22 protein-coding genes, 1 tRNA gene and 2 pseudogenes are annotated in these 23,677 nt (G+C 38.8%); 14 read left to right on the top strand and 11 right to left on the bottom strand.

Annotation, left to right across the window (positions count from 1 at the left end):
* Positions 1 to 8: 8 nt before the first annotated feature.
* Positions 9 to 347 carry a hypothetical protein gene (locus tag HWV03_RS13015; protein WP_211676289.1) on the top strand — a complete coding sequence of 113 codons (339 nt, stop codon included), beginning with the start codon at positions 9 to 11 and terminating at the stop codon, positions 345 to 347.
* A gap of 203 nt (positions 348 to 550) precedes the next feature.
* Here HWV03_RS13015 and HWV03_RS13010 read toward each other — a convergent pair whose 3' ends face one another.
* Complete coding sequence (locus HWV03_RS13010; protein ID WP_255547181.1) at positions 551 to 733, bottom strand: TOBE domain-containing protein; 183 nt, start codon at positions 731 to 733, stop codon at positions 551 to 553.
* 258 nt (positions 734 to 991) lie between these two features.
* On the opposite strand from HWV03_RS13010, the gene HWV03_RS13005 reads away from it, so the two are divergent.
* A complete protein-coding gene (locus HWV03_RS13005) occupies positions 992 to 1,264 on the top strand; it encodes a helix-turn-helix domain-containing protein (RefSeq protein WP_211676288.1) in 273 nt (90 codons plus the stop codon).
* A gap of 26 nt (positions 1,265 to 1,290) precedes the next feature.
* A pseudogene (locus HWV03_RS22795) lies at positions 1,291 to 1,383 on the top strand (HipA domain-containing protein); the annotation flags it as partial.
* A 10-nt stretch (positions 1,384 to 1,393) separates the two neighbouring features.
* Here the strand turns inward: HWV03_RS22795 and HWV03_RS13000 are convergent.
* Complete coding sequence (locus HWV03_RS13000) at positions 1,394 to 1,681, bottom strand: TOBE domain-containing protein (RefSeq protein WP_255546802.1); 288 nt, start codon at positions 1,679 to 1,681, stop codon at positions 1,394 to 1,396.
* A 696-nt stretch (positions 1,682 to 2,377) separates the two neighbouring features.
* Here HWV03_RS13000 and HWV03_RS12995 point away from each other — a divergent pair.
* Positions 2,378 to 2,692: a hypothetical protein gene (locus tag HWV03_RS12995; RefSeq protein ID WP_211676287.1), complete on the top strand. Its 315-nt coding sequence runs from the start codon at positions 2,378 to 2,380 to the stop codon at positions 2,690 to 2,692.
* Between the two features lie 255 nt (positions 2,693 to 2,947).
* Here HWV03_RS12995 and HWV03_RS22790 read toward each other — a convergent pair.
* Positions 2,948 to 3,148: pseudogene (locus tag HWV03_RS22790) on the bottom strand (IS91 family transposase); the annotation flags it as partial.
* A 259-nt stretch (positions 3,149 to 3,407) separates the two neighbouring features.
* Here HWV03_RS22790 and HWV03_RS12990 point away from each other — a divergent pair.
* Positions 3,408 to 4,550, top strand: coding sequence for a tetratricopeptide repeat protein (locus HWV03_RS12990; RefSeq protein ID WP_211676286.1), 1,143 nt, complete (start codon positions 3,408 to 3,410; stop codon positions 4,548 to 4,550).
* Positions 4,551 to 4,646: 96 nt separating this feature from the next.
* Here the strand turns inward: HWV03_RS12990 and HWV03_RS12985 are convergent, their stop codons facing one another.
* Positions 4,647 to 7,742, bottom strand: a complete 3,096-nt coding sequence (locus tag HWV03_RS12985; RefSeq protein ID WP_211676285.1) for an ABC transporter transmembrane domain-containing protein — start codon at positions 7,740 to 7,742, stop codon at positions 4,647 to 4,649.
* 399 nt (positions 7,743 to 8,141) lie between these two features.
* Between HWV03_RS12985 and HWV03_RS12980 the strand changes: the two genes are divergently transcribed.
* The 4 genes from HWV03_RS12980 to yidA all read left to right on the top strand — a co-directional run bounded on the left by HWV03_RS12980 (position 8,142) and on the right by yidA (position 10,832).
* The gene (locus HWV03_RS12980; RefSeq protein WP_006033612.1) at positions 8,142 to 8,345 is read left to right on the top strand and encodes a cold-shock protein; all 204 of its coding nucleotides are present in this window, start codon (positions 8,142 to 8,144) and stop codon (positions 8,343 to 8,345) included.
* 238 nt (positions 8,346 to 8,583) lie between these two features.
* Positions 8,584 to 9,087, top strand: coding sequence for a peptide deformylase (gene def, locus HWV03_RS12975; RefSeq protein ID WP_211676284.1), 504 nt, complete (start codon positions 8,584 to 8,586; stop codon positions 9,085 to 9,087).
* A gap of 35 nt (positions 9,088 to 9,122) precedes the next feature.
* On the top strand, positions 9,123 to 9,785 hold the full coding sequence (locus HWV03_RS12970) for a cold-shock protein (protein ID WP_211676283.1): 663 nt from the start codon (positions 9,123 to 9,125) through the stop codon (positions 9,783 to 9,785).
* A 234-nt stretch (positions 9,786 to 10,019) separates the two neighbouring features.
* Entirely contained in the window at positions 10,020 to 10,832 is an 813-nt protein-coding gene (yidA, locus tag HWV03_RS12965) for a sugar-phosphatase (RefSeq protein WP_211676282.1), read from the top strand.
* A gap of 127 nt (positions 10,833 to 10,959) precedes the next feature.
* On the opposite strand, the gene HWV03_RS12960 is transcribed toward yidA, so the two are convergent.
* The gene (locus HWV03_RS12960; RefSeq protein WP_211676281.1) at positions 10,960 to 11,823 is read right to left on the bottom strand and encodes a bile acid:sodium symporter family protein; all 864 of its coding nucleotides are present in this window, start codon (positions 11,821 to 11,823) and stop codon (positions 10,960 to 10,962) included.
* A 293-nt stretch (positions 11,824 to 12,116) separates the two neighbouring features.
* On the opposite strand from HWV03_RS12960, the gene HWV03_RS12955 reads away from it, so the two are divergent.
* Positions 12,117 to 12,815 carry a metal-dependent hydrolase gene (locus HWV03_RS12955; protein ID WP_211676280.1) on the top strand — a complete coding sequence of 233 codons (699 nt, stop codon included), beginning with the start codon at positions 12,117 to 12,119 and terminating at the stop codon, positions 12,813 to 12,815.
* Between the two features lie 86 nt (positions 12,816 to 12,901).
* Here the strand turns inward: HWV03_RS12955 and HWV03_RS12950 are convergent, their stop codons facing one another.
* Positions 12,902 to 13,261 carry a DUF2750 domain-containing protein gene (locus HWV03_RS12950; RefSeq protein WP_211676279.1) on the bottom strand — a complete coding sequence of 120 codons (360 nt, stop codon included), beginning with the start codon at positions 13,259 to 13,261 and terminating at the stop codon, positions 12,902 to 12,904.
* A gap of 237 nt (positions 13,262 to 13,498) precedes the next feature.
* On the opposite strand from HWV03_RS12950, the gene HWV03_RS12945 reads away from it, so the two are divergent.
* Positions 13,499 to 13,589: transfer RNA gene (locus HWV03_RS12945), tRNA-Ser, on the top strand.
* A 92-nt stretch (positions 13,590 to 13,681) separates the two neighbouring features.
* On the opposite strand, the gene HWV03_RS12940 is transcribed toward HWV03_RS12945, so the two are convergent.
* From HWV03_RS12940 to HWV03_RS12925, 4 genes are all read right to left on the bottom strand, one after another.
* Positions 13,682 to 14,068, bottom strand: a complete 387-nt coding sequence (locus HWV03_RS12940) for a hypothetical protein (protein ID WP_211676278.1) — start codon at positions 14,066 to 14,068, stop codon at positions 13,682 to 13,684.
* Between the two features lie 15 nt (positions 14,069 to 14,083).
* Positions 14,084 to 14,395 (bottom strand): hypothetical protein, encoded by a 312-nt coding sequence (locus HWV03_RS12935; protein WP_211676277.1) that lies wholly within the window; start codon positions 14,393 to 14,395, stop codon positions 14,084 to 14,086.
* Between the two features lie 337 nt (positions 14,396 to 14,732).
* Positions 14,733 to 17,102, bottom strand: coding sequence for a hypothetical protein (locus tag HWV03_RS12930; protein WP_211676276.1), 2,370 nt, complete (start codon positions 17,100 to 17,102; stop codon positions 14,733 to 14,735).
* A gap of 125 nt (positions 17,103 to 17,227) precedes the next feature.
* Complete coding sequence (locus tag HWV03_RS12925) at positions 17,228 to 18,448, bottom strand: alpha-xenorhabdolysin family binary toxin subunit A (protein ID WP_211676275.1); 1,221 nt, start codon at positions 18,446 to 18,448, stop codon at positions 17,228 to 17,230.
* Between the two features lie 523 nt (positions 18,449 to 18,971).
* On the opposite strand from HWV03_RS12925, the gene HWV03_RS12920 reads away from it, so the two are divergent.
* From HWV03_RS12920 to HWV03_RS12910, 3 genes are all read left to right on the top strand, one after another.
* Entirely contained in the window at positions 18,972 to 20,180 is a 1,209-nt protein-coding gene (locus HWV03_RS12920) for a winged helix-turn-helix domain-containing protein (protein ID WP_211676274.1), read from the top strand.
* A gap of 82 nt (positions 20,181 to 20,262) precedes the next feature.
* On the top strand, positions 20,263 to 21,747 hold the full coding sequence (locus tag HWV03_RS12915; protein WP_211676273.1) for an MATE family efflux transporter: 1,485 nt from the start codon (positions 20,263 to 20,265) through the stop codon (positions 21,745 to 21,747).
* A gap of 213 nt (positions 21,748 to 21,960) precedes the next feature.
* Entirely contained in the window at positions 21,961 to 23,154 is a 1,194-nt protein-coding gene (locus HWV03_RS12910; RefSeq protein ID WP_211676272.1) for an iron-containing alcohol dehydrogenase, read from the top strand.
* Positions 23,155 to 23,280: 126 nt separating this feature from the next.
* Here the strand turns inward: HWV03_RS12910 and HWV03_RS12905 are convergent, their stop codons facing one another.
* Complete coding sequence (locus tag HWV03_RS12905; RefSeq protein WP_211675848.1) at positions 23,281 to 23,619, bottom strand: FKBP-type peptidyl-prolyl cis-trans isomerase; 339 nt, start codon at positions 23,617 to 23,619, stop codon at positions 23,281 to 23,283.
* Positions 23,620 to 23,677 lie beyond the last annotated feature (58 nt).

The raw sequence follows: 23,677 nt of genomic DNA, 5'->3' as shown, positions 1-23,677 counted from the left end.
GAATCATCATGTCTTATAGAAGATTAAAAGAATTTTGGCATTTAGCAAAAATAGATTTATGCCTTGAACTAGAATATGATTTTACACTTTATTTGGAATCTGGAGATGAAGTAAAACCATTATTTTTAGTAAAAAACTTTGGAGGGGAGAGAGGTATGTTGGTATTCACTGACTTTGATGAAATAGCCTCTTATGTTGATGAACTATGGAATAATGGCTATGGAATTACAGTACTAGAGGAGCCTTCTGTTGATGAGAGGTATGATAAGGTTTTATATATTGAAATGTTAAAAGATTGGAACTGGACTGGTAAAAAAGCAAAACCGGACTGGTATTATGCATCTTAAATAGAAAATAAAAATTATAGATTGACTAAATTGATGCATATATATATTTCCAGAACGTGGATGTCCCAAAAATGATTCGGTAGCTAATTTTACATGATTAATTTTGTTGTAGCGTGTAAATATAATAAGCTTGATATTAGACAAAATGCGGTTGCTAAGTTCCAGCCCACCATTTAATCGTGAAAGCAGGAGGTATTATACCTTTACCCAGTAAACGACTGCGTTAATTCACTCTCTGTCATGCTTACGCCTTTGATCTGAGCATATACACTTTGCCCAATGGTTAGCGCTAAATCATCACATGCCCACGGGGTGATGTTCGCCCATATGTGGTCATTACCAAACGCCAATTTAACCTGCACATTATCACTTGATTCTGAATGTATAATCTCGGTAATCGTCGTCGGTAGAATATTACGAATACTACTGTCTTGTGGACGTGTTTTATACAGAGATACATGATTAGCATGAATACGTACACGTGATTCTAACTATTTACGCTGAGTTAAGGCCAAGCTCTGGCTCCCTGTTGAATAGCGTTTATTCTTATTTTCACCCGCTGCAGCGTGTAAAACTTGCTTTACCTGTTATAGCGTGTATTCTTATATTTACCTGCTATAGCGTGTAAGTATAAGAAGGTTGAAATGAAGATAACGTCAGCGAAGCAATTAGCGAATGCACTGCAAGATACGCGGAAAACAAAAGCATTATCTCAGACAGATGTTGCCAAACAAGTTGGGATTCGACAAGATACGGTGTCTAAATTCGAACTAAACCCCGATAGCACCAAACTTGATACATTATTTAAAATGTTAGCGGCGCTAAACTTAGAGCTTCACGTGGCCCCGCGGGGTGAAGGGTTACCAGAAGACGTTGAAAATGTTCAAACTCCTGCGGGTTGGAAAGAGGAGTGGTAAATGGATAAGCTTAACGTTTCAATGAATGGCTATTGGCCGCTTCAGATGGACATGCAAAAAACTTCTCTGTGTTTATTAAAGCAGGCGGTGGTTACCAACTTACACCACTTTATTGTATACCTATAATCCTTAAAACGACTGCGCTAATTCACTCTCAGTCATGCTTACGCCTTTGATCTGAGCATATACACTTTGCCCTACTGTTAGTGCCAAATCATCACTGGCCCATGGGGTGATGTTTGCCCATATGTGGTCATCGCCAAACGCCAATTTAACCTGCACATTATCACTTGATTCTGAATGTATAATCTCGGTAATTGTCGTCGGTAGAATATTACGAATACTACTGTCTTGTGGACGTGTTTTACACAGAGATACATGGTTAGCATGAATACGTACACGCAGTTTACTGCCCACAGGTAAGTACCAGCATGCTATTAGCCAGCTGTAAGATCTCATCTAAGCTATGGCTTACATCACGAACTTGCTATACGGCGACTCTCACGTCTGAATTTGTGTTCTAATAATTGACTGAATTTGATAACCGTTCGGTTTAGAGTTGAGTGTTCAAATCAGTTAAGTGATGTTCATTTCATGAAATTTTTATCAAAAGGTTTAGAGCTAGAACAGCGAATCAATTTATTTTTACAGCTGACTAAAGTTGGCAGCGAGAACATTAAAATCGCCTTGGTTGAGTACCTACCCAAAGGCTCAATACAATGTATTCACATGTACCTAACATATTATCATGCAAAAATTACCAATTGAGTTGATTATATTTATGCACTAATAAAACGGTTAGACAGGGTGATTTATACAGTGTTATTGGCATGTTTGGTGAAAATAGTCTCGAATTGCCAAAAGATAGTCACATTCACCTTGTAAATGTAAATTAATGTCAATACAATCAGTTGTATAGCTGGTCTTGTTTATAACTTACAAGACTAAATAAATAATTTACAGGACGACTCGTTTTCCCATAAACATGTAATTAATAAATTTGAAGTTTAATCTTACTTTTCAATTAATTAATCTACTTTTATCGAGGTGGATGAACTTGGGGAATCTAGAGTCCTGTTATACAAATTTTATATTTACATCCATAGAGGTTACATGAATTACTTTAAATCTATATTTATTAGTTTGGCATTAATTAGCTCTAATAGTTTTGCTGCAACAGATTGCACTACAACTATTGATAGAATCTGGGCAGGTGATGAAGGATATATCTGGTTTCATCTTAATAATAATGGAAGCTTTAAAATGTCTTCTACTGATCTGGATCAGAAATCCATTCTCGCTATGGGAATGACTGCATTAACCACAGGAAATAGCATTGTGGTCCGTTATGATGAAGATAATGCTGATTGTACAAGTGGAAACAGAGACGATCTCCGAGGTATTTATTTGTATGGAAGGACATTATAAAGATAACATTTAAGAATAGATGTCGCGCAGCCGACACCTTATTCGAGTGTTGAGCAAGCCCAAGCCATTCTTTATATAGTAAATAACGTGTTTTATCTTGGGGAGGGTAGTTCATCTTGAGGTTAAGCCCAAGAGGAGCGAAATTGATAAATAACAGACCTGTTATTTATCAATTAACTAGCTAGTTGAACCATAAATTTAATATCTCCAACCTGTCATGTTAACGCCATTATTCCTATTATGTTCACCTTTCGGCTAGGTCGTTCGTGTGATTCCAACGCACTTCACTTCATGCTGGCAGCAAGGACAACTCTGATTGCTTTCGCAGTGAATGTTGCGACGAGTTCATGGATTTTCCAATTGAACAGATGCAGCAATATAGCTTGAATACGCACTCGCAGCCGTTTGGCATTACCGTGTAAAACCATAATCTCTCACTCGCTGTAATTCTTTGGGAGCAGCCCAAGCATCGGTATTAGCTCAAGCGATTGCTAATGCTCACGGCAAATGCAGACGTTGGCGTGAAAGGGGGATGGTTTGAACGTGATTATTGTTGGTAACCTAGGTTTTTATCAAGAAAAAAGCGATCATTAACACAGGTTTTACTAAATACATGTCGTTTTGAGGGATAAAAAGAGAAGATTAGCTATAAATATATTTATACTTTATGGTGATTTTTTCAATCAACCGCTTAATTTAATAATGGATAAATAACATGTTATTTAAAATTATCCCGTTTTTATTTTTAACGATACTCTCATTCTCCCTTGCCGCTAATCATGATTTATTCAATGGGATTCCCGCATACAATAAAGATAATGACATTAAAGAGACTTACATTGAAGCGATCCCTCTTTTAAAAAAAGCAGCAGAACAAGGAGATGTATATGCACAAGGTAATCTTGGGTTTATGTATGCCAATGGATTAGGTGTCGCTAGAGATGATAAGCAAGCTGCTATCTGGTATAGCAAAGCAGCGGAACAGGGCGATTCAAATGCACAATTTAATCTTGGATTTATGTATGACGAGGGGATAGGTGTAGCTAAAGATGATAAACAAGCTGTTATTTGGTATCTGAAAGCAGCAGAGCAAGGAAATATATATGCACAAGGTAATCTTGGGTTTATGTATGCGAATGGACGAGGTGTAGTTAAAGATGATAAGCAAGCTGTTTTCTGGTATCGAAAAGCAGCAGAACAGGGGAGTGCATATGCACAAGGTAATCTTGGGTTTATGTATGAGAATGGACGAGGTGTAAATAAAAATGAAAAACAGGCATTAACTTTGTATAAGAAATCAAATACAAGTTGGTCAAAGAAAAAATATCTGACATTAAAAAAGCAATTGGATTGCAAAGCAAATAACAAAACTAAGCTTTTTGGCGTATTCGTAAAATGTACTAACCGTGATACTTTAATGGCTGCAGTTAAACTGGCTGGAGCTAACGTTAAGAGCGAAGATAAACGTAAATGGGTTGATATCTACTACACCAAAAACTTGCTTAAGGGATCGAGTGAATTAAGAATAGACTACACGGTCGATGATTATTTTGCTAAAGCAGCATATACATTTCCAAGTAACATGGATTCAAAGCAAGTGACTCATATTCGTGACCTTGTTGTAAATAAATATGGTGAACCAGATTATTCAAATGGTCGTGCTGCGTTAGGTGATGTGACGTATAAGTGGAACTTAGAAGATGGTATTGAATTAAAAGTGGCACGAGGTTGGCCTAACACAACAACTTATCTTTCTTTTACTTATCCTAAAAATTACCAAGCGATGATGACTGAACAAGAAAAGCAAAAAAAAGCGCGTGAAACAAAACAGTATGAGGCACAAAAGAATGCTTTTTAGTTGACCCTTTAACTAAGGGCCTTAAATAGAATGATGAACGCAGTCACTATTTGTCAAAAGACAGTCAGGTTTATCTTGTCTCGCCTGTGTATATTTCTATTTCTTCATATCATCGAATTCAGTTAAATCGACACCACGTTCAGCAGCAAATGCTCGCATAGCCCGTAGTTTTGTCGCCGTTTCCGACAGGTGTCCGGCTACTGAGTGCAGCAAGCTTGTCGCGACCATCGCGTCATTTTCGATCACAGCCCGTAATTCGGCGGCACCAATTCGTAGAAATACACTGTCTTCTATTGCAATTAAGTCTAATAGACGTGGCTCGTTATTGATGAGCGCTAAATCTCCGATCAATCGCCCTGGTAAAATTTCTGATATCAAGTGTTTCTCGCCCTGACTTTCTGGCCAGTATAATCCAGATGAACCCTTAACACACAAATAGGAAGCATCCGCTTCTTGACCGGCTTTAAAAATCACGGTTCCTGCTTTTACTTTGTGCCATTGCGCACTAAATGCGAGTAGGCGTTGTTGTTTTCGATCAAGCCCTGTAAATAAGTCTGCCTGCGCGACCACACGTAATTTGCGGTTCAAATCCTGACGCGTATCTTCATCTTGAAGATCATCTTGACGCGCAATACCATCGATGCGTCCATCCACAATTTCGACGAACAAATCATAATTTTCTGGGCTATGGAACTTGCTTTCAATGAAAATTTGGGTGGTGCTAGGCATCAATTCATTAATACGTTCGCGTGTCAAAGCGCGGGCATCACCATCATGGCTAGCCAATGCATCTCGAAGGACCAGAATGTCAGGTTTCTTGATCCCTGCACGACTGAATGCCAGACGTTCCCTGAACACTGCTGGCAGGTTTTCCCCTCCCTGGGTCGTCGCGACATCATATAAGGATTGCGCGACCAACCGTCGTAGGCCATGTTCCTTTAGGACTTCAACAACAGTATCTTCAATCAACTTCTCACGGGCACCGGCCAGACTTGAAATACGTCCGAAAATCGCATTGCCAAGCACCGACATAACAGGAAAATATTCTTGTGGGTCAATCGGTTTAAATAAGCCATCTAATTTTGCTAACATATCCGCCGCGTTTTTCATCCGAATTTGCAAAATCCGCGCTTTGAACGAATCAGTGAAAGCGGGTCCTATCTGCTCGGAAGAGAACGCAAAGGGGACTGTCAGCATCAATGCAAAATCGTCGTGTGGCAACTCGCTTTGGCCTACTAAGCGTCTTTTTGCTACGATCACTCTAAGCTGGTGATAAAGCTCTTCATCCATATTCAAACGACGAAACAAGGGATGATCGGTACCATCTGTGCCAAATGTTTCAGTCAGTCCTTCGATTAGATTGGCAGACATTTGTGCAAGATCTTCTGCAATCCCTTCGTCCTGCAACATCTGTACGAAATTATCCTCTTGTGACAAGGTTACTTGTGTCAGCATTTTTGTAGGAACAGCATAAAGCAAGTTACTACCCAAGGGAGATACCGGATTGAATTTCTCTGGATGAAAGGCATGCACAATATCATCCACTCCCGCTTTTGCTAGCCGTTTCGCTATTTCGGGGCGTAACTGCACAATCGCTTCTATCAGTTCTTGTTGAGTGTCTGGATCAAGGCGTGAACGTAAACCCCTACGCACCATTATATCATCGGTACCCATTGCTTCAACTAACTGGAACCACCAGTCTTTGATCTCATCACATGATTGAAACCCTGCCATTTGGGGGGAAGTCCAGTTCGATTCAAATGGGTCTACACTGTTACCTGCGCGGGCAGACTCTTGTTGCCAGCTCGCCACATCAACCGAAATGTCTGCGTCAAGGACTGGCTCTAAATTAAATGGCATGAATAGGTTTTCACCGAGTGTCCCTTGAAAAATATAAGGTTTGGAACTGGCATATCCTATGCGATTAGCGACAACAGTTTGATGCAAATCATTCATCTCATGCCCGGCAATCTGCACAGAGCCTCTTTGTGGGATAACTTCGCGCGTTAATACATCTGCAAACGCGAGTGCCGAAGCTTCATTATTTGTATGAATTGCAACGCGTGCGCCTTGTGGAATGGTCAAGCTAATATCTTCCAGTATTGCATGCCCATCTTTATCGCGTACCGTCACATTCTTGAATTCGATGTTCCCCTTAAGGCTGGTAAGCGTATCAGGGTCGCCATCAAATAAAGCGTCTTTCACCAGTGTATTTGGCGCGAAGCGTTCGATTACTACTTCCCAACGCAGTGCCATATCTTGGGTTTGGTTGTAATAAGTCAGTAACTCTTTCCAAGGTGACGACAGATCTTTGTAGGCTGCGAGCGCTGCAACCAAGGCGCCGACAGTGATCTCTCCTTTGATCGCTAAATACCCACCAACAGAATAGAAAAAGAAGGGGGTTAATTGATTGATGAAGTTGTTCAGGAACTTCATGAAGAACTTCTTTTGGTAGATCTGGAAACGAATGCCGAACAGGTTTCCCAAACGATTAGAAAACAATGACAGTCTGTGACGCATCCCGCCATTCATACGAATATCACTGACTCCTGCCGCTGTTTCGCCAATATCAGCAGCCAGTTTGCGAATTTCTTGTATTCTCGCTTTATTCAGCAAATTAATCTGACGCTGTAATTTGGGGATAATCCATGCCTGCAACGGGATAAGTGAGATGGACGCGACCCCAAACCAGAAGCTCTGGGCAAATAGAAACGTCAAAATTGTTAACATCTGGCCAGCCTGAAACACCGGCTGTGACAGCATATCGCCCATAAATGAGCCCATAGGTTCTGCTTCAGATGTCACCATAGAAACCAACTCACCTTGGCTTGTGGTGCGGAAATACGAGCGCGGAAATTTCAACATACGGGTGACAAGTTGAAAGCGAAATCGACGTAGTAAACGTTCCGACAACACACCTTTCATGGTGTTTAGACGCATCTTCAATAAGCCATTAGTCAATACAGCTAATAGAAAACCAGCACAAAGCACCATCAAAAACTGGATCTGACTCAATGTAATACCGAGTAAAGAAACGTCTTCCCCTGTTCCCCCAATAGCATCGTTGATAATGCGTTTAGGTAACTCCAGCGAAATGTACAGAATGGGGAAGGTCAGAAGCGTAATAGCGGTTATTGCCAACTGATTTTTTTTTGAATATTTCCAGATAAACTGAAAAATGTTCTTTTCCATTTCGCGAGTTCCTTTTGCAGGCTAAGTGATAAAACGCCGTAATTTTAATGGTTCACGTATATCAACTCAATCAAAAACTTTTAAACTGTTCAATATCAACGCACACGGTTAATGGGGGTGAGTGATAGTGGATCGAATAATCAATGTTCGCTTAGCTTTTAGCAAGGAGGGTGGGTTAACCCAAAAGTCACCAGTCTTGTTGTTGCATCATAAGTTTAGCACGCAAACGAATCATTATCTTGATAACAAAATCTTCGATTCGATGTCTTGAATGTCCTTTCCTTTCGGTTTGTTGATTGTGCATCTTGAAGTCATTTGGGTATAACAACTAAACTGGACAAAAAATCCGCCTCAACTAAGCTTAATTCAGACATAAAGTCTGCTGAGGAAACATACGTTATGAGTCGAGGTACGGTTAAGTGGTTTAATGCTGACAAAGGGTTTGGATTTATCACCCCTGACGAAGGCGGTAATGACCTGTTTGTGCATCATTCCGAAATTCAAACATCTGGTTATGCCACATTAGAGGATGGCCAGAAAGTTGAATTTGAAGTGGGTAGCGGGCAAAAAGGGCCTTGTGCCACCAATGTAACAGCTATTTAATTTAATTATGCGCTAAAAGGATTAATCATCGAGATGATGATTAATCCTTTTTTACGACCAAAAAACCGCTTACAGGGCATTCATTTGCCTTCTTCAGGGAATAAATATACATAAGTTTCAAATATCTCTTGGTTATCGCAATTTATCAACTAGAAACCAAACCCTATTATGCGCTATAATGCGGCGCTTAAAATACGCACGTTTGTAATAAATTAACAAAACTGGGATTCAAAGGCATATGGCAGTATTAACTATTCTTACGGCACCAAACAAAAAATTAGAGATACCCGCTGAAAAAGTAACAGATGTAAGTACAGTTCAAACATTAATTGATGACATGCTTGATACTATGTATGAAACAGATGACGGTATTGGCCTTGCTTCAACGCAAGTTGGTCGTAAAGAAGCGGTTGTTGTTATTGATATTTCAGAGGGTCGTAATGAACCTATGGTGTTAATCAACCCAGTTGTTGTTGAAGGTGAAAGCATCGAATCAGGTCAAGAAGGGTGTTTATCTATCCCAGGCTACTACGCTGATGTTGATCGTTATACAAAAGTGAAAGTAACTGCCTTGGATCGTGACGGGAACGCCATTGAAATCAATGACGATGGCTTTTTAGCGATTGCAATGCAACACGAGATTGATCATCTTAAAGGTACACTTTTTATTGATTACCTATCGCCATTGAAAAAGAAAATGGCATTAAAGAAAGTTAAAAAAACAATTAAAGAAATGGCCTAATAGGGTCTAGAGCAATGCTGAAGGAGCTAAGTTAAGTGAAAGGAAAAATTATATCGTACATTTCTGCAAAGAAGTTTGGTTTTATTTGTGGCGATGATGGCGAGAGTTATTTCTTACATGTGTCGAGCTTGCTCGATAAAGCCAATGAATCTAAATTGGTGAAGGATGTTGTTGTTGAGTTTGAACCAACAGAAACACCGAAAGGCCTTGCCGCAAAACAAGTACACGTACCGGATGTTAACTTTAAAAAACAGTTAGTTGCTTTTTTCACTGCAAAAAGCAACCAACCAAGATACGGGCATGTTGTTGCAAGACATACACTGAGCACACGTTTTTTTAAAGATCAAAACGAAGGTCGTAGCCATATTAAACAGTTGGCGGCAGATATTGGTTGTAATGCTATTTTAAATACAAATGTGGAAAAGAAGACCTTCTCTGAAGGTGGTGAAGATTTCACTATGTATTCATTTAGCGGTGACTTTGCATTAGTTACAGAAGATGTTCCGTGTAATAACGACGCGCAATGTGATGAGTCTGTAGCAATCATTGATACTAATATTACAACTGTAGCAGGGCAGTTTCAGCGTGTAAATCGTAAAGAAATTAAAGCGAAAGCAAAACAATTACGCAAGTTTAACCCACTGCTATTACTGGGTGCGGTTGTTATTCTAGGTGTTGTTTTCGCAATTTCGATGTAGTTCGTTGATACAGCTTGATGAAATAGTTCGGTGTTATTGAGCTAATTCGGTTTTTTTGACATGATTTGAATATAAAGCGGTGGTATTGGGTTAACTCGATATCACCGCTTTTTTATGTGTGTTTATTACATAAAAGCGTGATGCGTCAGGGCTATTTGATCTTTCACCCTGAATTAACTACCACTTTGTTGTAATATAACCACAGTGTTGTTCGTTGTAATTTCTTGAGGTTGTATGTATAAATTAGTCGCGCTAGATATGGATGGTACTTTACTTAATTCTCAAGGTGCTATTTCACCGCGTAATAAGCAGGCGATCCTTGCTGCAATAGCGCAGGGTACACGTGTTGTTCTTGCTTCGGGTAGACCGTTAGAGGGGATGACTTGGGCGCTAGAAGAACTGGGTATGATAGGCAATGATGATTACGTTGCGTGCTATAATGGTACCTTGGTATATCAAGTGGCAGGTAAGAAACTGTTACGTAGTCAAACTGTGACTGGTGCCGACGCGAAAAGCCTCGCGAGTTTAGCGAATAAGTTGGGTGTTTATGTGCATGCATTCTCATTAAAGCATGGCCTGATTACGCCTAAGCACAATTACTATACAGACCATGAAGCTAAAATTAATGCCTTGACGATCACTGAAGTGGACTTTAGTACCTTGAGTGATGATGAAAAAATACTAAAAGTAATGATGATTGATGAGCCAGAGAAACTGTCTGCGGCTATCGCTCAGTTACCTGCAGAGATTTATCAGCAATATAATATCTTGCAAAGCGCTCCTTTCTTTTTAGAGTTTCTACATACGGACAGTCATAAAGGCATAGGTGTTAAAGCCATTGCTGACCAATTTGGTATTAATGCGGATGAAGTGATCTGTATGGGTGATGCAGGTAACGATAAACAAATGCTGGAATACGCTGGTTTAGGTGTGGCAATGGATAATGCGAGTGATGATATTAAAACTATCGCGAATCATATTACAGCGAGTAATGATAATGATGGCGTTGCTTTAGCAATTGAAAAGTTTGTTTTAAATAAAGCGTAGATTCTCCCAATGTCGTTTATCTTTAATGCTGGCGATATAATAATGTTGTAGTTTGGAAAACTAAAAGCCGTTAATCAAGCAACCGTTAACGGCTTTTGTTGTACAGATAAATAATTAATGAGTTAAGTCAGTTCGCTTGTCGCTGATTTACATGCGAATTTTTACTCATGAGGACTAGCAAGGCTGCAGGGATATTCATCAGTACGCCATACAATAACGGTGTTAACGCTAATTCAGGCTTTTGTAATAACACGACCGCTACAAAAATAGCTGTTCCCGCATTTTGTATACCAACTTCGATAGCAAATGTTTTACTTAGTTGTTTGTCACCATGAATAATTTTCGCGGTTAAAATACCGAGCAACATGGCTAATAAGCACAGTACCAGCACAGCCAATGCCGCTATACTAAATAATTCAGTCATCTTGTTACCGTTGGCGATAACTGTGATTGCAACCATCAAACATAACGCCCAAAGCGATGAACGCTCTGCGATAGCATAAAACCTCTGCATTATTTTCGAGCTAAAATAATGCCTTATCAGCATTGCCAGCACAACAGGCAGAATCGTTACGGCCATAAGTTGTAATACCGCAGTCTTAAGCGGCATATTCAACACAGTATCAGGCATGACGATAGGCAATAATACAGGAATACTGAAAGGCACGATCAAACTACTAAATGCTGTCATGCTAATTGACAACGCGCTGTCACCACGACAAAGGTGAGTGATAGCATTTGATGAAGCGCCACCAGGGGCTAGTGCTAATAACCATAAGCCTGCAGCAACAGGTTGTGGTAAGGAAAAACACTGTATTAACAAGAAAGCGATAATCGGCAGACCAACGAGTTGAGCAAGCAACCCTGCTATGATCTTGCCCGGGAAATTAATCGCGTGTTTAAAATCCGCTACCTGTAAAGAAAGACCGACACAAAACATCACCCAAGCAAGTATAATGGGAATACCAACAGTTAACATTATATTTTCCATGAGGTATTCCTAATTAAGCAAATAAAGCGCTTTCATACGCTCACAACAATCAAACACTTTCATCTTTTACTCGTCTAAGGTTGAATAATTAACGCTAATTCTACCCCTTAGGGTATAGTCGTGTCGAGTGCTATATCTAGCATAGCTAAACGGCTAATTTGGATAGAGGTTTTAGATTGAATTTCTGATCATAGGGCTTTTATGTGTCTTGAATAAATTTGTTCCAATATATGATTAATTTATTGTTATCTATCATATAATGGCAGCATTAAACTCTATTATGAAAGATGAAAATGGCAAATTTTAATACACACCTCAACGTTGCAGCCCTATTAACAGGTGTTTCTTCTGCAAGCTTGGTTGCGGCTGGCCACATAGAACTTAATACCGCGATTTGGCTTTGGTTCTTAGGGACGATTGGTGGATTGTTACCAGATATTGATTCGGATAATTCGACCTCTCTTGATACCATATTCAACATCTTTGCGTTTGCTGTTATTTTGATCATTATGCGTTACATGACGAGTGCGTATTTTGGTGAGTTGAGTTTCGTTGAAGTTATCGCGATACCTGTGGTGACTTATGGGGTCATGAAGTACGGGCTCAGGACGATTTTTGAACGCTTAACCGTGCATAGAGGAAGCTGTCACTCGTTATTGTTTTTAGTTTTATGTGGACTCATCACGACTCAGGTCATTGCGAATATCGATGGTATCGATTCTGATAAGGCGGATAGTCTTGCTTGGTTGTCTGGTGGCTTTGTATTTCTGGGTGGCTTTATACATTTAGTGTTAGATGAAATGTACAGTGTGGACTTACGGAATATTAAGATAAAGCGTTCATTTGGTACGGCGTTGAAGCTAGTATATTTGAACAGCAAGTTATTGGCGTTAGGCATGGTAATAGCGGTTGGCGTGCTTTGGAAGACGACACCCGAAATTGAGACAACACTCGATATGCTCTGTGATTGGTCGATGTTTTCGTTAGTTTAATACAGATAACGTGCGGGAGGTTAACGGAATAAGTGCTTAACTGGTATCAGATAAGCACTTTATGTAATACGTATAAATACGAAGAATTAAAGCGCTTCGATATCCACAACTAATTGTGTGAACTCTGCTAGTTCAAGTTCTGCACATTCGCCTTCTGATACCCAGTTAAGGCCAACAATTACGTTATCTTCGTTTAAATCTTCAATCCAAAATTCAAGTAGATCAGATACCGAGATAGCCGTTGGTTTAAACGCTTTCCATTCATCACAGCAATGCTCTTGCGCTAATGCTTGAGTAGACCAAAGCGGCATTGCATCTGTGTCTTCAAAGTTAATGGAATCACAAACAACCCAATCTTCACCTGACTTGTCTTGTAAACCCCAAACTTGTTGGCTAGGTTTTGCGTCAGCAAAGAATTTCGTCAATATTGGATTTGTTTCTTTCATGGGGTTCTCATTGTATTAGGAGTAATGTCGTCATTATACGGATAACATCATTAATAGACAGTAAATATACTGAGTCGCTGTTGTTTGAGGGTTTATATTACTGTAACTAGGTGAATGAAAACTATACATAAGCCTTATTTGTGAACATTTTGTTTCAAATGGCGACGGTCATTAGATCTGACGTTAGTTTTATATTTACAACTAAAGTCTACTTCTATACTATTCGTTCATTGCTGCGGAGGGGTGGCAGAGTGGCCGAATGCACTGGTCTTGAAAACCAGCAGGGGTTAATAGCTCCTCGAGAGTTCAAATCTCTCCTCCTCCGCCATCTATTAGAGAAGCCGGTACTTATTCATTTAAGTACCGGCTTTTTGCTTATCTACAGTGTTATTAATTTCTGGCTGTTTACTCGGGTTTAGTTTAGGGTATTTTTTTCACTAAATAATAGTACCTAACCAGTGGAGACATAAAGAAGGTTGCAACAAAGAGACCAATATTTCCGTATATCAGAAATTCATTAACAGTATACCCGCCTGTAGTAAATTCAAAATAAAATACGATTATAGTATTGGCCATTTGGACCAAAATTATACAAAACCAAAAAGACTGGTTTAAAATATACTTTTTTAAAATTAAACCTAAACAAACCATTACGGTAATTAAATCTAAGCTTAAAGAAAATATAGAAACAGTTAACGGATAAGCTGGTTGTAAAATTTCAGGTTCGGAAAAAGCTAAATATAAATCCCATGCACTAGAAGATACTAATAAAAGTAGCATTAATTTCCAAAAAATAGCCTCTTTCATATTGTTAACTCCATATTAATGCCAAAAACCATACGGAATATTGTCTGGGTTGTGAGGAAGCATTAACCAACCATCTAGAGGCGTTACATATCTTCGAATGAAGTTTCTTCTTTTTGCCCCTACAGGGGATAATTCCCCTAACATATCTAATAAGCCTTGAACTTCTTTGGAATCCCTTCCAAACTCTTTAACTGCTAGTCTGATTGTTGGATGCACTCTGAGATATGCTTCGTTTGCATCTTTTGGGTCACCAAAAAATGTCTTATATACAAAATTAGTCACCGTTGCGATTCGACCGACTATACCTGCCTTAGCTATCATATTCATTTTGTTTATAAATCCTTTTATTACAGTAGATCATGATTATTAAAATAGTTGGTATGAAAATTAGATGTTTCCACAATAACTTTACATATGATATATATTTTTAATTATTCATACAAATGCATAGATACTATACGTATTTGTATCATCAGCTATATGATCGATTTAACTTTGTGTATTGCGATACACACGGCACAATGTTACTAATAGTAACTATATCCTTCATTGATTATTCAAATCTCTCCTCCTCCGCCATCTATTAGAGAAGCCGGTACTTATTCATTTAAGTACCGGCTTTTTGCTTTCTGTATTTAGCTATGTAATACACAAAGTTGTTGACCTAGAAAGTTGGAATTCCATTTCCAGAAAAGCTAATTTTAATATTATTTATTGTACTCAGGTCGATATTTTCAACGTTATTTAATTTTATGGTCCAAGTTGTAAAAGGAGTTGGCATAAAATAGTTTAACGCATAATCAGATGCGATAGCGCCACTTGTCAGAACATTCACTTCTTGTGTTTGACTATTTACCAAATTGTAAATGATTCTTCTAAACAATGGGGTGGCTGTAAAAGTGTAATTATCTTGATGCCTTCTATCTTGATAAGTACCACTCGATAGCAGGTCAATATTATACAAACCTGTCGGTAATTCAGTTCCCTCTATCAATACACTGGCTTCATCTAGTCTTACTCTGTCGAAATCTGCAAATATGCTGCTATTTAAGGGTAAGGTGAAATGTAAAATACCGGTATTTTTAAATTCGGCTAACTTATCTATGTCACTAATGTTATGACTAATCGACGAGAAGTCTTGTGGACGAGGGTAAAATCGATCCAAACTTGCCGCTTCCTGCTCACGCATAAATGCAAGATCTCGCGTATAAGCAGCAAATGATTTGTTTAACGACGGCGTGACAACACTCTCTTCTAAAGACCAGTAAGCAAACGCAGACTGGTAATTGGCAAGGGCGATAAACATAGGGCGTTTAAGGTTACTCAAGGTTCTGAAAAATGCGTCTTCTAACGCGTTAACTGCACTGGCATCGTCATCAATTGATTGAATAAGCGCTGATACCCGGTTGATATTCGCCGCATTAACTTGGCTCGCAATTCTTAAATCAATCTGTCTTGATAACTCTTGAGCCAAATTAATCTCTGTTGCTGAAATCGCTTTTGCTTGCGCTGCAAGCCTTTCTAGCTCTGCAAGATATGGCGTAGCTCCTGGAACTCCCGCACTAATCACTGGCGCAAAGTTAGCACGAGCATCAATGAGGAATTCATCCCACACTAGATTCGATGCTTCCAGTGTTGGTACTGTATGCTGGATCGAATTATAGAATTTCGCGATATCATCGACCACAACTTGATATTTAACATCGTTAGAGAAAGAGTCGACAGCAGCTAGTGATTCTTGAATCTCACGCTGTTTTTTCGCAATATAATCTAATTGTTTCTTTAACAGGATTATTTTTGTGCCTAAGTCAGGTAGAGTCGCTATAAATTTAATTAAACCACTCGGATCACCGCCAGCAGAACCTGCAATCGCGGTACCGGCATTGGCAATTGCACTGACTACATCAAATACGGTTTGTATGGTTGCACGGTCTTCAAAAATCTCTAAACCTTGTCTAAACGCAATTTGAGCTTTAAGTATATTGGTATCTTGGCCTTGATAGTTAGTCGTTTGCTTAATAAGCGACTGTCTTAACTGATTGACTTGGTTAACGGACCTTTCAATAATCGCAAATTCAGCATTACTGACGCTTTGCAAATCTTCAAGCATGAGCTGGGCAAACTGCTTACGATCTGCAAGCACGATATTTCGATCAATATAGTTCTGATATTTGTCTTCATAAGCGCCCATTGCAGCTAAATAACTCGCATAGGTATATTCATACATATCATGGTTTAAGCTCGGCACATAATTAGGATTATTGTAAGAGAGTTGAATGAATTGCTTTAAGTTTGATACTTGTAAATAGAGTGACTTTAATTCTACGTCGTTAGCAATTGTAACCGGCGTGAACCTTAATACGCTTTCAACCCAGTCAAGCATTGCAACGCTAAGTTCTGGTGCGTTATCAAAAATAGATGCTGCCATATCAAAAGAATGATTAAAAACAGCTAAGTATGGGCTACTATCAATTGCGATCAAGCCGTCTATTTCATTCTTTATTACGGTCTTGTTATATCCCGTTTCTGAGATAGTATAAATTTCACCAAAACCATCCGTTACCGGCACGGCAATATCAAACTCATAACCAGACGAGAGTAGGGTTATCACGTTTATATTATCATTGATGTTTTTTGCAAATATTCCCAAGCTGACTGAGTTTGGCGTTCTTGCATCTATATTCAATGTGACGGTTTTATCACCGGTAATGTTTCTCGCAAATATAAATAAGCGCTGATTCGTTAAGTTTGTGATAACACTTTCAGTAACAACCAGTGTATCTGCAACAATTACGATCACATTGGGTTTATTGGCCCCGCTGGTTAATGAATAATCATTTAAAATGGTACTCAAATTTAACAACATTCCCGAAGCTAAATAAGTCTGTCCATCATTGCTAATTGTTTTTTTAGTGACGCTCTCCGGTAAATTTTTAGGTTGTGCAAGCTTATAATAATTAAGCCAGTCCGTGGCGCTGACGCTCACGCTAAATAACAAACTGAGAATAATTATAAAATGGTTTAAAATCTTCATCTTATGTCCTTATGATCATAGAAGTATGGATAATATTGATTGAGTCGATATAGGTCGTTACCGCTATTTATCTAACCCCGCATAGCGTTAGATAAATAGAGCCAGACAAATATTAATAAATACTTCTATTCCATGATCACATAAGCGTTCTGCGCAAATTGTTTTGCTTTATTGCTTATTTCGAGCCATTTAGGCCCTACGGTGCCAGCCAGTGGACTACTTACAATACCAGCGACCACTAAGTTAGCATTACGTAAGGCTTCTTCACTGTCTAATGAATTTAGTGATGTGGTGAGCGAGTCGAAATCACTTTCTAGACCTTGCCAATGCAGTTGCACTTTTTTAAGCTGAGGTAATGCATTTTCAATATGTGTCAGCATATCATCGATGTTTGAATGAGCGAGTTCGTAAGACGCGGCAAGGTTAACCGCATGTTCTAAACTTGCATTTGCCGCATTTATTTGATTGTTTACATCTTCAATCAAATTATCTAACCTGACTTTTCTAGCGCCTTCAATACTGCCACAAATAGTTAAAACAAGCGGACCTCCTATTGCGCAGAGGCCAATATTACGTTTCGCTTCACTTAGATCGCTCCTGTAACCTGCTATTTCATCGTTTAACAGACGGATGTTCTCTCTTAACGTACTAATAGTAGCGCTGCTTAATAATGTTGAAAAATCGCCTTCAATAACATCAAGTTGTGCTTTTTGTGCTTCAACATCGGCTGCAAACTGCTTTAAATTCTCAACGGCTTTCGTTGTTGCTTGCTGCTGTATATGGGTAAAGTTCTTTAATACATTTAAAAATGAAAGTGCTGCATCGCGATTTGTCGCTGCAGCGGGAAGGTTATACGCGAAGGCGTTTTGTTGTAGCTGGCTAAGTTGATCCATCAAGGGCTGGATAAGTTGTGGGTGTATATCGCCGTAGTTTGCAAGTTGTAACGCTAAATCAACAATACCTGGATAAATGGTTGAATTCCAATCATGACCTGACTGATTAATGTTGATAAATTCAGTTAATAAACTCTGATATTCATAGGTGAAGCTATCATTAGTAGGGAACTTTGTTAATGTGCGTAAAGACGCTTCTGTTTTTGGTAATGCGATGGCCGCCGTTGCATAGGCTTGAATTTGATACCACTCCGTAGTTGAAAGTAAGGATGTATCTGAGCCTGTATCAAGGAATAATGAGTCACCTTCAAAATCGCCTTGGATCGTATCATAATCAAGTGGAGGAATTTCAGTTACGGTTTGTGCGTGCAATAATGTTGAGCCTACGACAGATAAAGCAAGTAAGCTAATCTTGAAGCCACGTAGTCGTTTATTAGTTGTTTTCACTTTCATTTGTCTGTTTCCTCTAGATAAATATCATTTTTTTAATAGTTTTGGAAATACTATTCCGTTTTAGAGATTGGAATATGCCAGAGCGATATGATTATTTTTGGAACACAGATCGAAATTTTATATGTATCAAAATTTCCATTTATATTTATTGTTATTTATGAGTATAAAACCGCTGATTTATAAGGATTTTATTTTAATTTTAAATATGTATAAAACGCTATGTTATTACTAATTAACACAGTTAATCGCATTCTTAATATACAAGCAGGGGGAAGGAAATATAAAATTATCTTTGGCATTGTAGATCACAAAATATCTCCAATTGTAGACACTATTCAAATGTTGATTATTTACATTAGAACATTCACCCCTATTAAACATTCAATAAGAACATTCATCTTTATTAAGTACTCAATAAGAAATATATAGCAATATTTAGCTTTTCAGGTTATATATGCTAATTGGCATATAAGATGTTAATTATTATGATGTTAATTCATTATCCTGATAGAAGGTTCCTTTCATGACATACCAAATTTCAAACAATGTCATTTTTTGTAAAATAAAAGCGAAGCTTAAAAGTCCGGAAGGTATGCAGAAATTAAGTTCATCAGAAAAAGAAATTATTGATTTGTTATGTAGCAAAAATGGTGCAGTTGTTTCTAAAGAAGAGCTGAAGGTTATAGGTTGGCCAGGGTTGGAAGTAACCGATCAATCTTTAACACAAGCTATTTATTCGCTAAGGAAAAAATTAGCGTTATGTGGCGCTGATGATGTTATTGCGACTGTATTCAATCAGGGCTATACCGTTAAAAATGCGGAGCTATTATCGGAAAATGCGTTGTCTTTACAAGCGCACTCTATCTATAAGGTCAACGCTAAAAATATACTGTTATTTTTCATTTGTTTACTATTTTCCTACATACTTTATGATCAGTTTCTACACAGTGAAATTTATAATGAAGAATTGGGTTTCTTGTCTCCTAAAATAACATATATGCATAATGGCAACTACCTTACATTTATCTCAAATGAGAATATAGACAAAGATAGAAAAGCTATGATTGAAATGTTCTCTGATAAAATACCAACTATAAGTAAGGTATTTTCTTTTATAACCAATAATAAAACTTATATTCTAGCTTGCCCATTAAGTAATAATGCCATTATGTGTGACAGTACTATAAGCAAAGTATTAGAATTACAGGCCTATGAAGAGAATATTGCGGCTAATAAAGTGAAAGAGTGGTTCTCATCACAGCAAAAAATTAAAGGTGGGCTCCCGCTATTTACAGGGGTGATGATGAGCTCGACTAACTATATGTTTGTAGATGAACAACTCACGATAACGGATAAAGTGCGCTTTATTTTCGATTTTAACAATCAGGTCAAAAGCGGATTTAAAGAATTCAAGATTAAAGATAAAACATATGAAGGGGAGTATAAAGGCTCCATATTATATTCAAATAAATCAGATACAAAAAATAATTTTATTAGCCGTAGCGGTGATTTTACGCTTAGTTTTGATAACAACGTCGGTACCGCCGCGTTAATTATGCAAAATAGAACGATAGATAACATCCCTTTAAATCGTATTATGAAAGACAAATTTAGTAAAAAAATCACAGAAAAACGTGTCATTTGGAAAGTTGAAGAATGGGGGGATCAATCTCTATGGGTATCAACTTCTGCTAATAAGATGTGGTTGTTTGAAGAAACACCATTATATTAGCTTTTACTTTCTGTATTGCGATACACACGGCACAATGTTACTAATAGTAACTATATTCCCTCATTGATTATTCAGATATCTTATGACCACCGCTAAATTCACGCAAGGCTCTACGTTATCTCATATCATTTATATGAGCTCTACAGGTGCTATTGGCTTAACTTGTCTTTTCCTCGTCGATTTACTCGATCTTTTTTATCTCAGTTTACTTGGCGAACAACATTTAGCTGCGGCTGTTGGTTATGCGGGTACCGTGGCCTTTTTTACCACCTCAATTTCAATTGGTTTGTCTATTGCGATGGGGGCGTTGGTTTCTAAAGCGTTAGGGCAGGGGAAGCGTGAGAGTGCAGAGTCTTATGTGACGAATATCAGTGTCGTGACGATTTTTGTATCACTGATCATCATGTTATTGACTTGGTTTAATATTGAAACGCTGTTGAGCTTGTTGGGTGCAAAAGGCGAGACGTTACGTTTAGGTACCGTGTATTTACAAATTTTAGTCCCGTCGATGCCGTTAATGTCGATCGCTATGTCACTGGGTGCGAGTTTACGTGCAGTCGGTGATGGTAAATTATCTATGCTATCAACGATTGGCGGTGGTTTAGTGAATGCGATATTAGATCCTATTTTCATTTTTACGTTAGGCATGGGGATTGAAGGTGCGGCTATCGCGAGTGTGCTGTCCCGTTGCGCTGTATTCGCGCTGTCATTTTATGGGGTCTATTCAAAGCACAAGCTATTAGGTCGTTGGCATGTTATTAATTTTAAAGCGCAATTGCCATTTATTATGGCGATCGCGCTACCAGCAATGCTTACGAATATTGCAACGCCAATCGGTAATGCGTTTGTCACGCGTACTATTGCGGAATTTGGTGATAGCTTTATGGCCGGTTATGCCACCATTAACCGTATTCTACCGGTTGCATTTGGAATGATCTTCGCGTTATCTGGGGCGATTGGCCCTATTTTAGGACAAAACTATGGTGCTAAATTAATTCCACGCGTACGTAAAAGTCTAAAGGATGCGTTATGGTTTTGCGCCGGTTATGTGGTTGTTGTTTCTTTAATTCTGTATTTGCTCGAAGATTACTTGATCAGCGGGTTTAATCTGACCGGTGATGCGGTTGAAGTAGTTACTTTGTTTTGCCGTTTATTAGCGCTGACGTTTGTTTTTAATGGCATGATGTTTATTGCTAATGCAAGCTTTAATAACTTGGGTAAACCTAAATACTCGACTTGGTTTAATATGGGTAAAGCGACACTCGGCACGATCCCATTTGTCCTTGTTGGTGCCGAGATCGCGGGCGTTAAAGGCATATTAATTGGTCAGGCGCTAGGATCTGTTTTCTTTGGTATTGCTTCTATTATGCTGGCATTTAAGTTAATCAAGCAAAAAGAATGTAAGACGCATCGTGATAGTGAACTGGCAGACAAATTAGCAGAGGTCGCGACAATATCCACGGTCAATGCGTTGTCTTCTGAATGTTCGCAGTTTGGTATGTATAGCGAAGAATGTGATAGCAAAGGTTGTAACTTGCTGTTAGACGAAAATGAAAATAAATGTTAACTCTTAACTCTTAACCTGAAGTGAATAAAAACAACTAATAATAAAGTCAAAACTAAATTAGTACTTTAATTTTAACAAAGTGATGTAAACTCCATAATAATGCTTTCGAAAGCGAAACAAGTTCTTAATCGGGTTATTTGAGACTAACAGGGTTAGGCTCGGGTAATAAGTAATACTTGTTTATGTATGTAATAAAAATTTAAATGGAGACTTATGCTACATCAAACCATTATCGAAATACGCGGACAAGTTAATAAGTTAATACCAATCCCGCTACCTAAACTTATTGAAGGTGAAGGCGCTGTCGCACAAACCTCCGTAGCATTAAAAGAACTCGGCGGCGCTAAACCTATGATTGTCACCGATGCGATGCTTGTTAAACTTGGTATTGCAAAACAGTTAACGGATGCGCTAGATATTGCAAGTATTGACTACCTCCTGTTTGATGAAGTAACTCCTGATCCAACATTGCAATTAGTTGCTACTGGCTTGAAGCGTTATAAACAAAACGGCTGTGATAGCGTGATTGCATTAGGTGGTGGTTCTCCGATGGATTGTGCTAAAGGCATTGCTGCCGCGGCGGTTAAGAATGTCGATGCGAGAAAATTAGTTGGGTTGTTACGCGTACGTAAAGCTTTACCGCCATTTATAGCTATACCAACGACGGCGGGGACAGGATCTGAAGCGACGGTTGTTGCAGTGGTAACAGACCCGGATAAAAAACAAAAATTTACGATTGTTGACCCAAGCTTGGTGCCAGCTGTTGCCATACTCGATCCATTATTGATGCTGGGACTACCGCCTAAAATCACCGCTGAAACTGGTATTGATGCATTAACTCATGCGGTTGAATCTTATATTGGTTGTTACGCGACAGAGCAAACGAAAGCGTATGGTTATGATGCGGTAAAACGTATTTTCGCCAACCTACCAAAAGCATATGCAGATGGCAGCGATGTAGAAGCAAGACGCCAAATGTCTATTGCGAGCTTTAATGCCGGTGTTGCCTTTACCCGTGCATCGATTGGTTATGTGCATGCGATTGCGCATCAAATGGGGGGGTATTACCATATTCCTCATGGCCTTGCGAATGCTGTGATCTTAGCGCATGTACTTGAATTCTCATTTGAAAATGCATTGTGTCGTTATGCGGAATTGGCTATTGCCGCAGGACTTGCGACGAGCGATGATAGTCAAATTGAAGCGGCGCATAAATTTGTTGCCGGTGTGAAGGCATTGAATAAAACCTTGAATATTCAAGCTGACTTCCCAGAGCTTCAAGCTAATGACATCCCTGAACTGGCTAAACGTGCAGTGAAAGAAGCGTATTGTGAATACCCTGTACCGAAACTGATGAACAGAGCACAATGTGAGAGCTTGTTGAAGAAGTTATTGCCAGCGAGTTAACTACGCTGTTATTGGTGATGCTATTGATACGGTAGAGAGGTGTGGCGAGTAATAGCTGGGTGATAATTATATTAAGAAAAGACATTCATAACGATAGCTTTATCGATATGAATGTCTTTTTTTGTATTAGTCGTCGCGAGTTAGCACTTCTAACAATTCAATTTCAAAGCTTAGATCTGAATGCGCAGGGATCACTGAGCCCATTTGACGTTCGCCATAAGCCAGTGCCGATGGGACGAATAGTTTACGTTTACCGCCTACTTTCATACCTAGAATACCTTGATCCCAACCTTTAATAACACGGCCAGTACCAATGACACATTGAAACGGTTTACCTTTGTCGTAAGACGAATCAAATTGGGTTCCGTCATTTAAGAATCCACGGTATTGCGTCATGATTAAAGCGCCTTTCACGGCTTCTTTACCTTCACCAATCACGAGGTCTGTCACTTGTAATTCTGTCATATCATTAATCTCATTAAAATCCATCGAGAGGTCAATTTGGCCTCGTAATACGGGAGAT

Origin of the sequence: Moritella sp. 36 (assembly GCF_018219415.1) — a bacterium.
In the GTDB taxonomy this organism is placed as follows: domain Bacteria; phylum Pseudomonadota; class Gammaproteobacteria; order Enterobacterales; family Moritellaceae; genus Moritella.
Note: the sequence above shows the minus strand (reverse complement) of the source record. Positions and strands in the feature narration are given on the sequence as shown.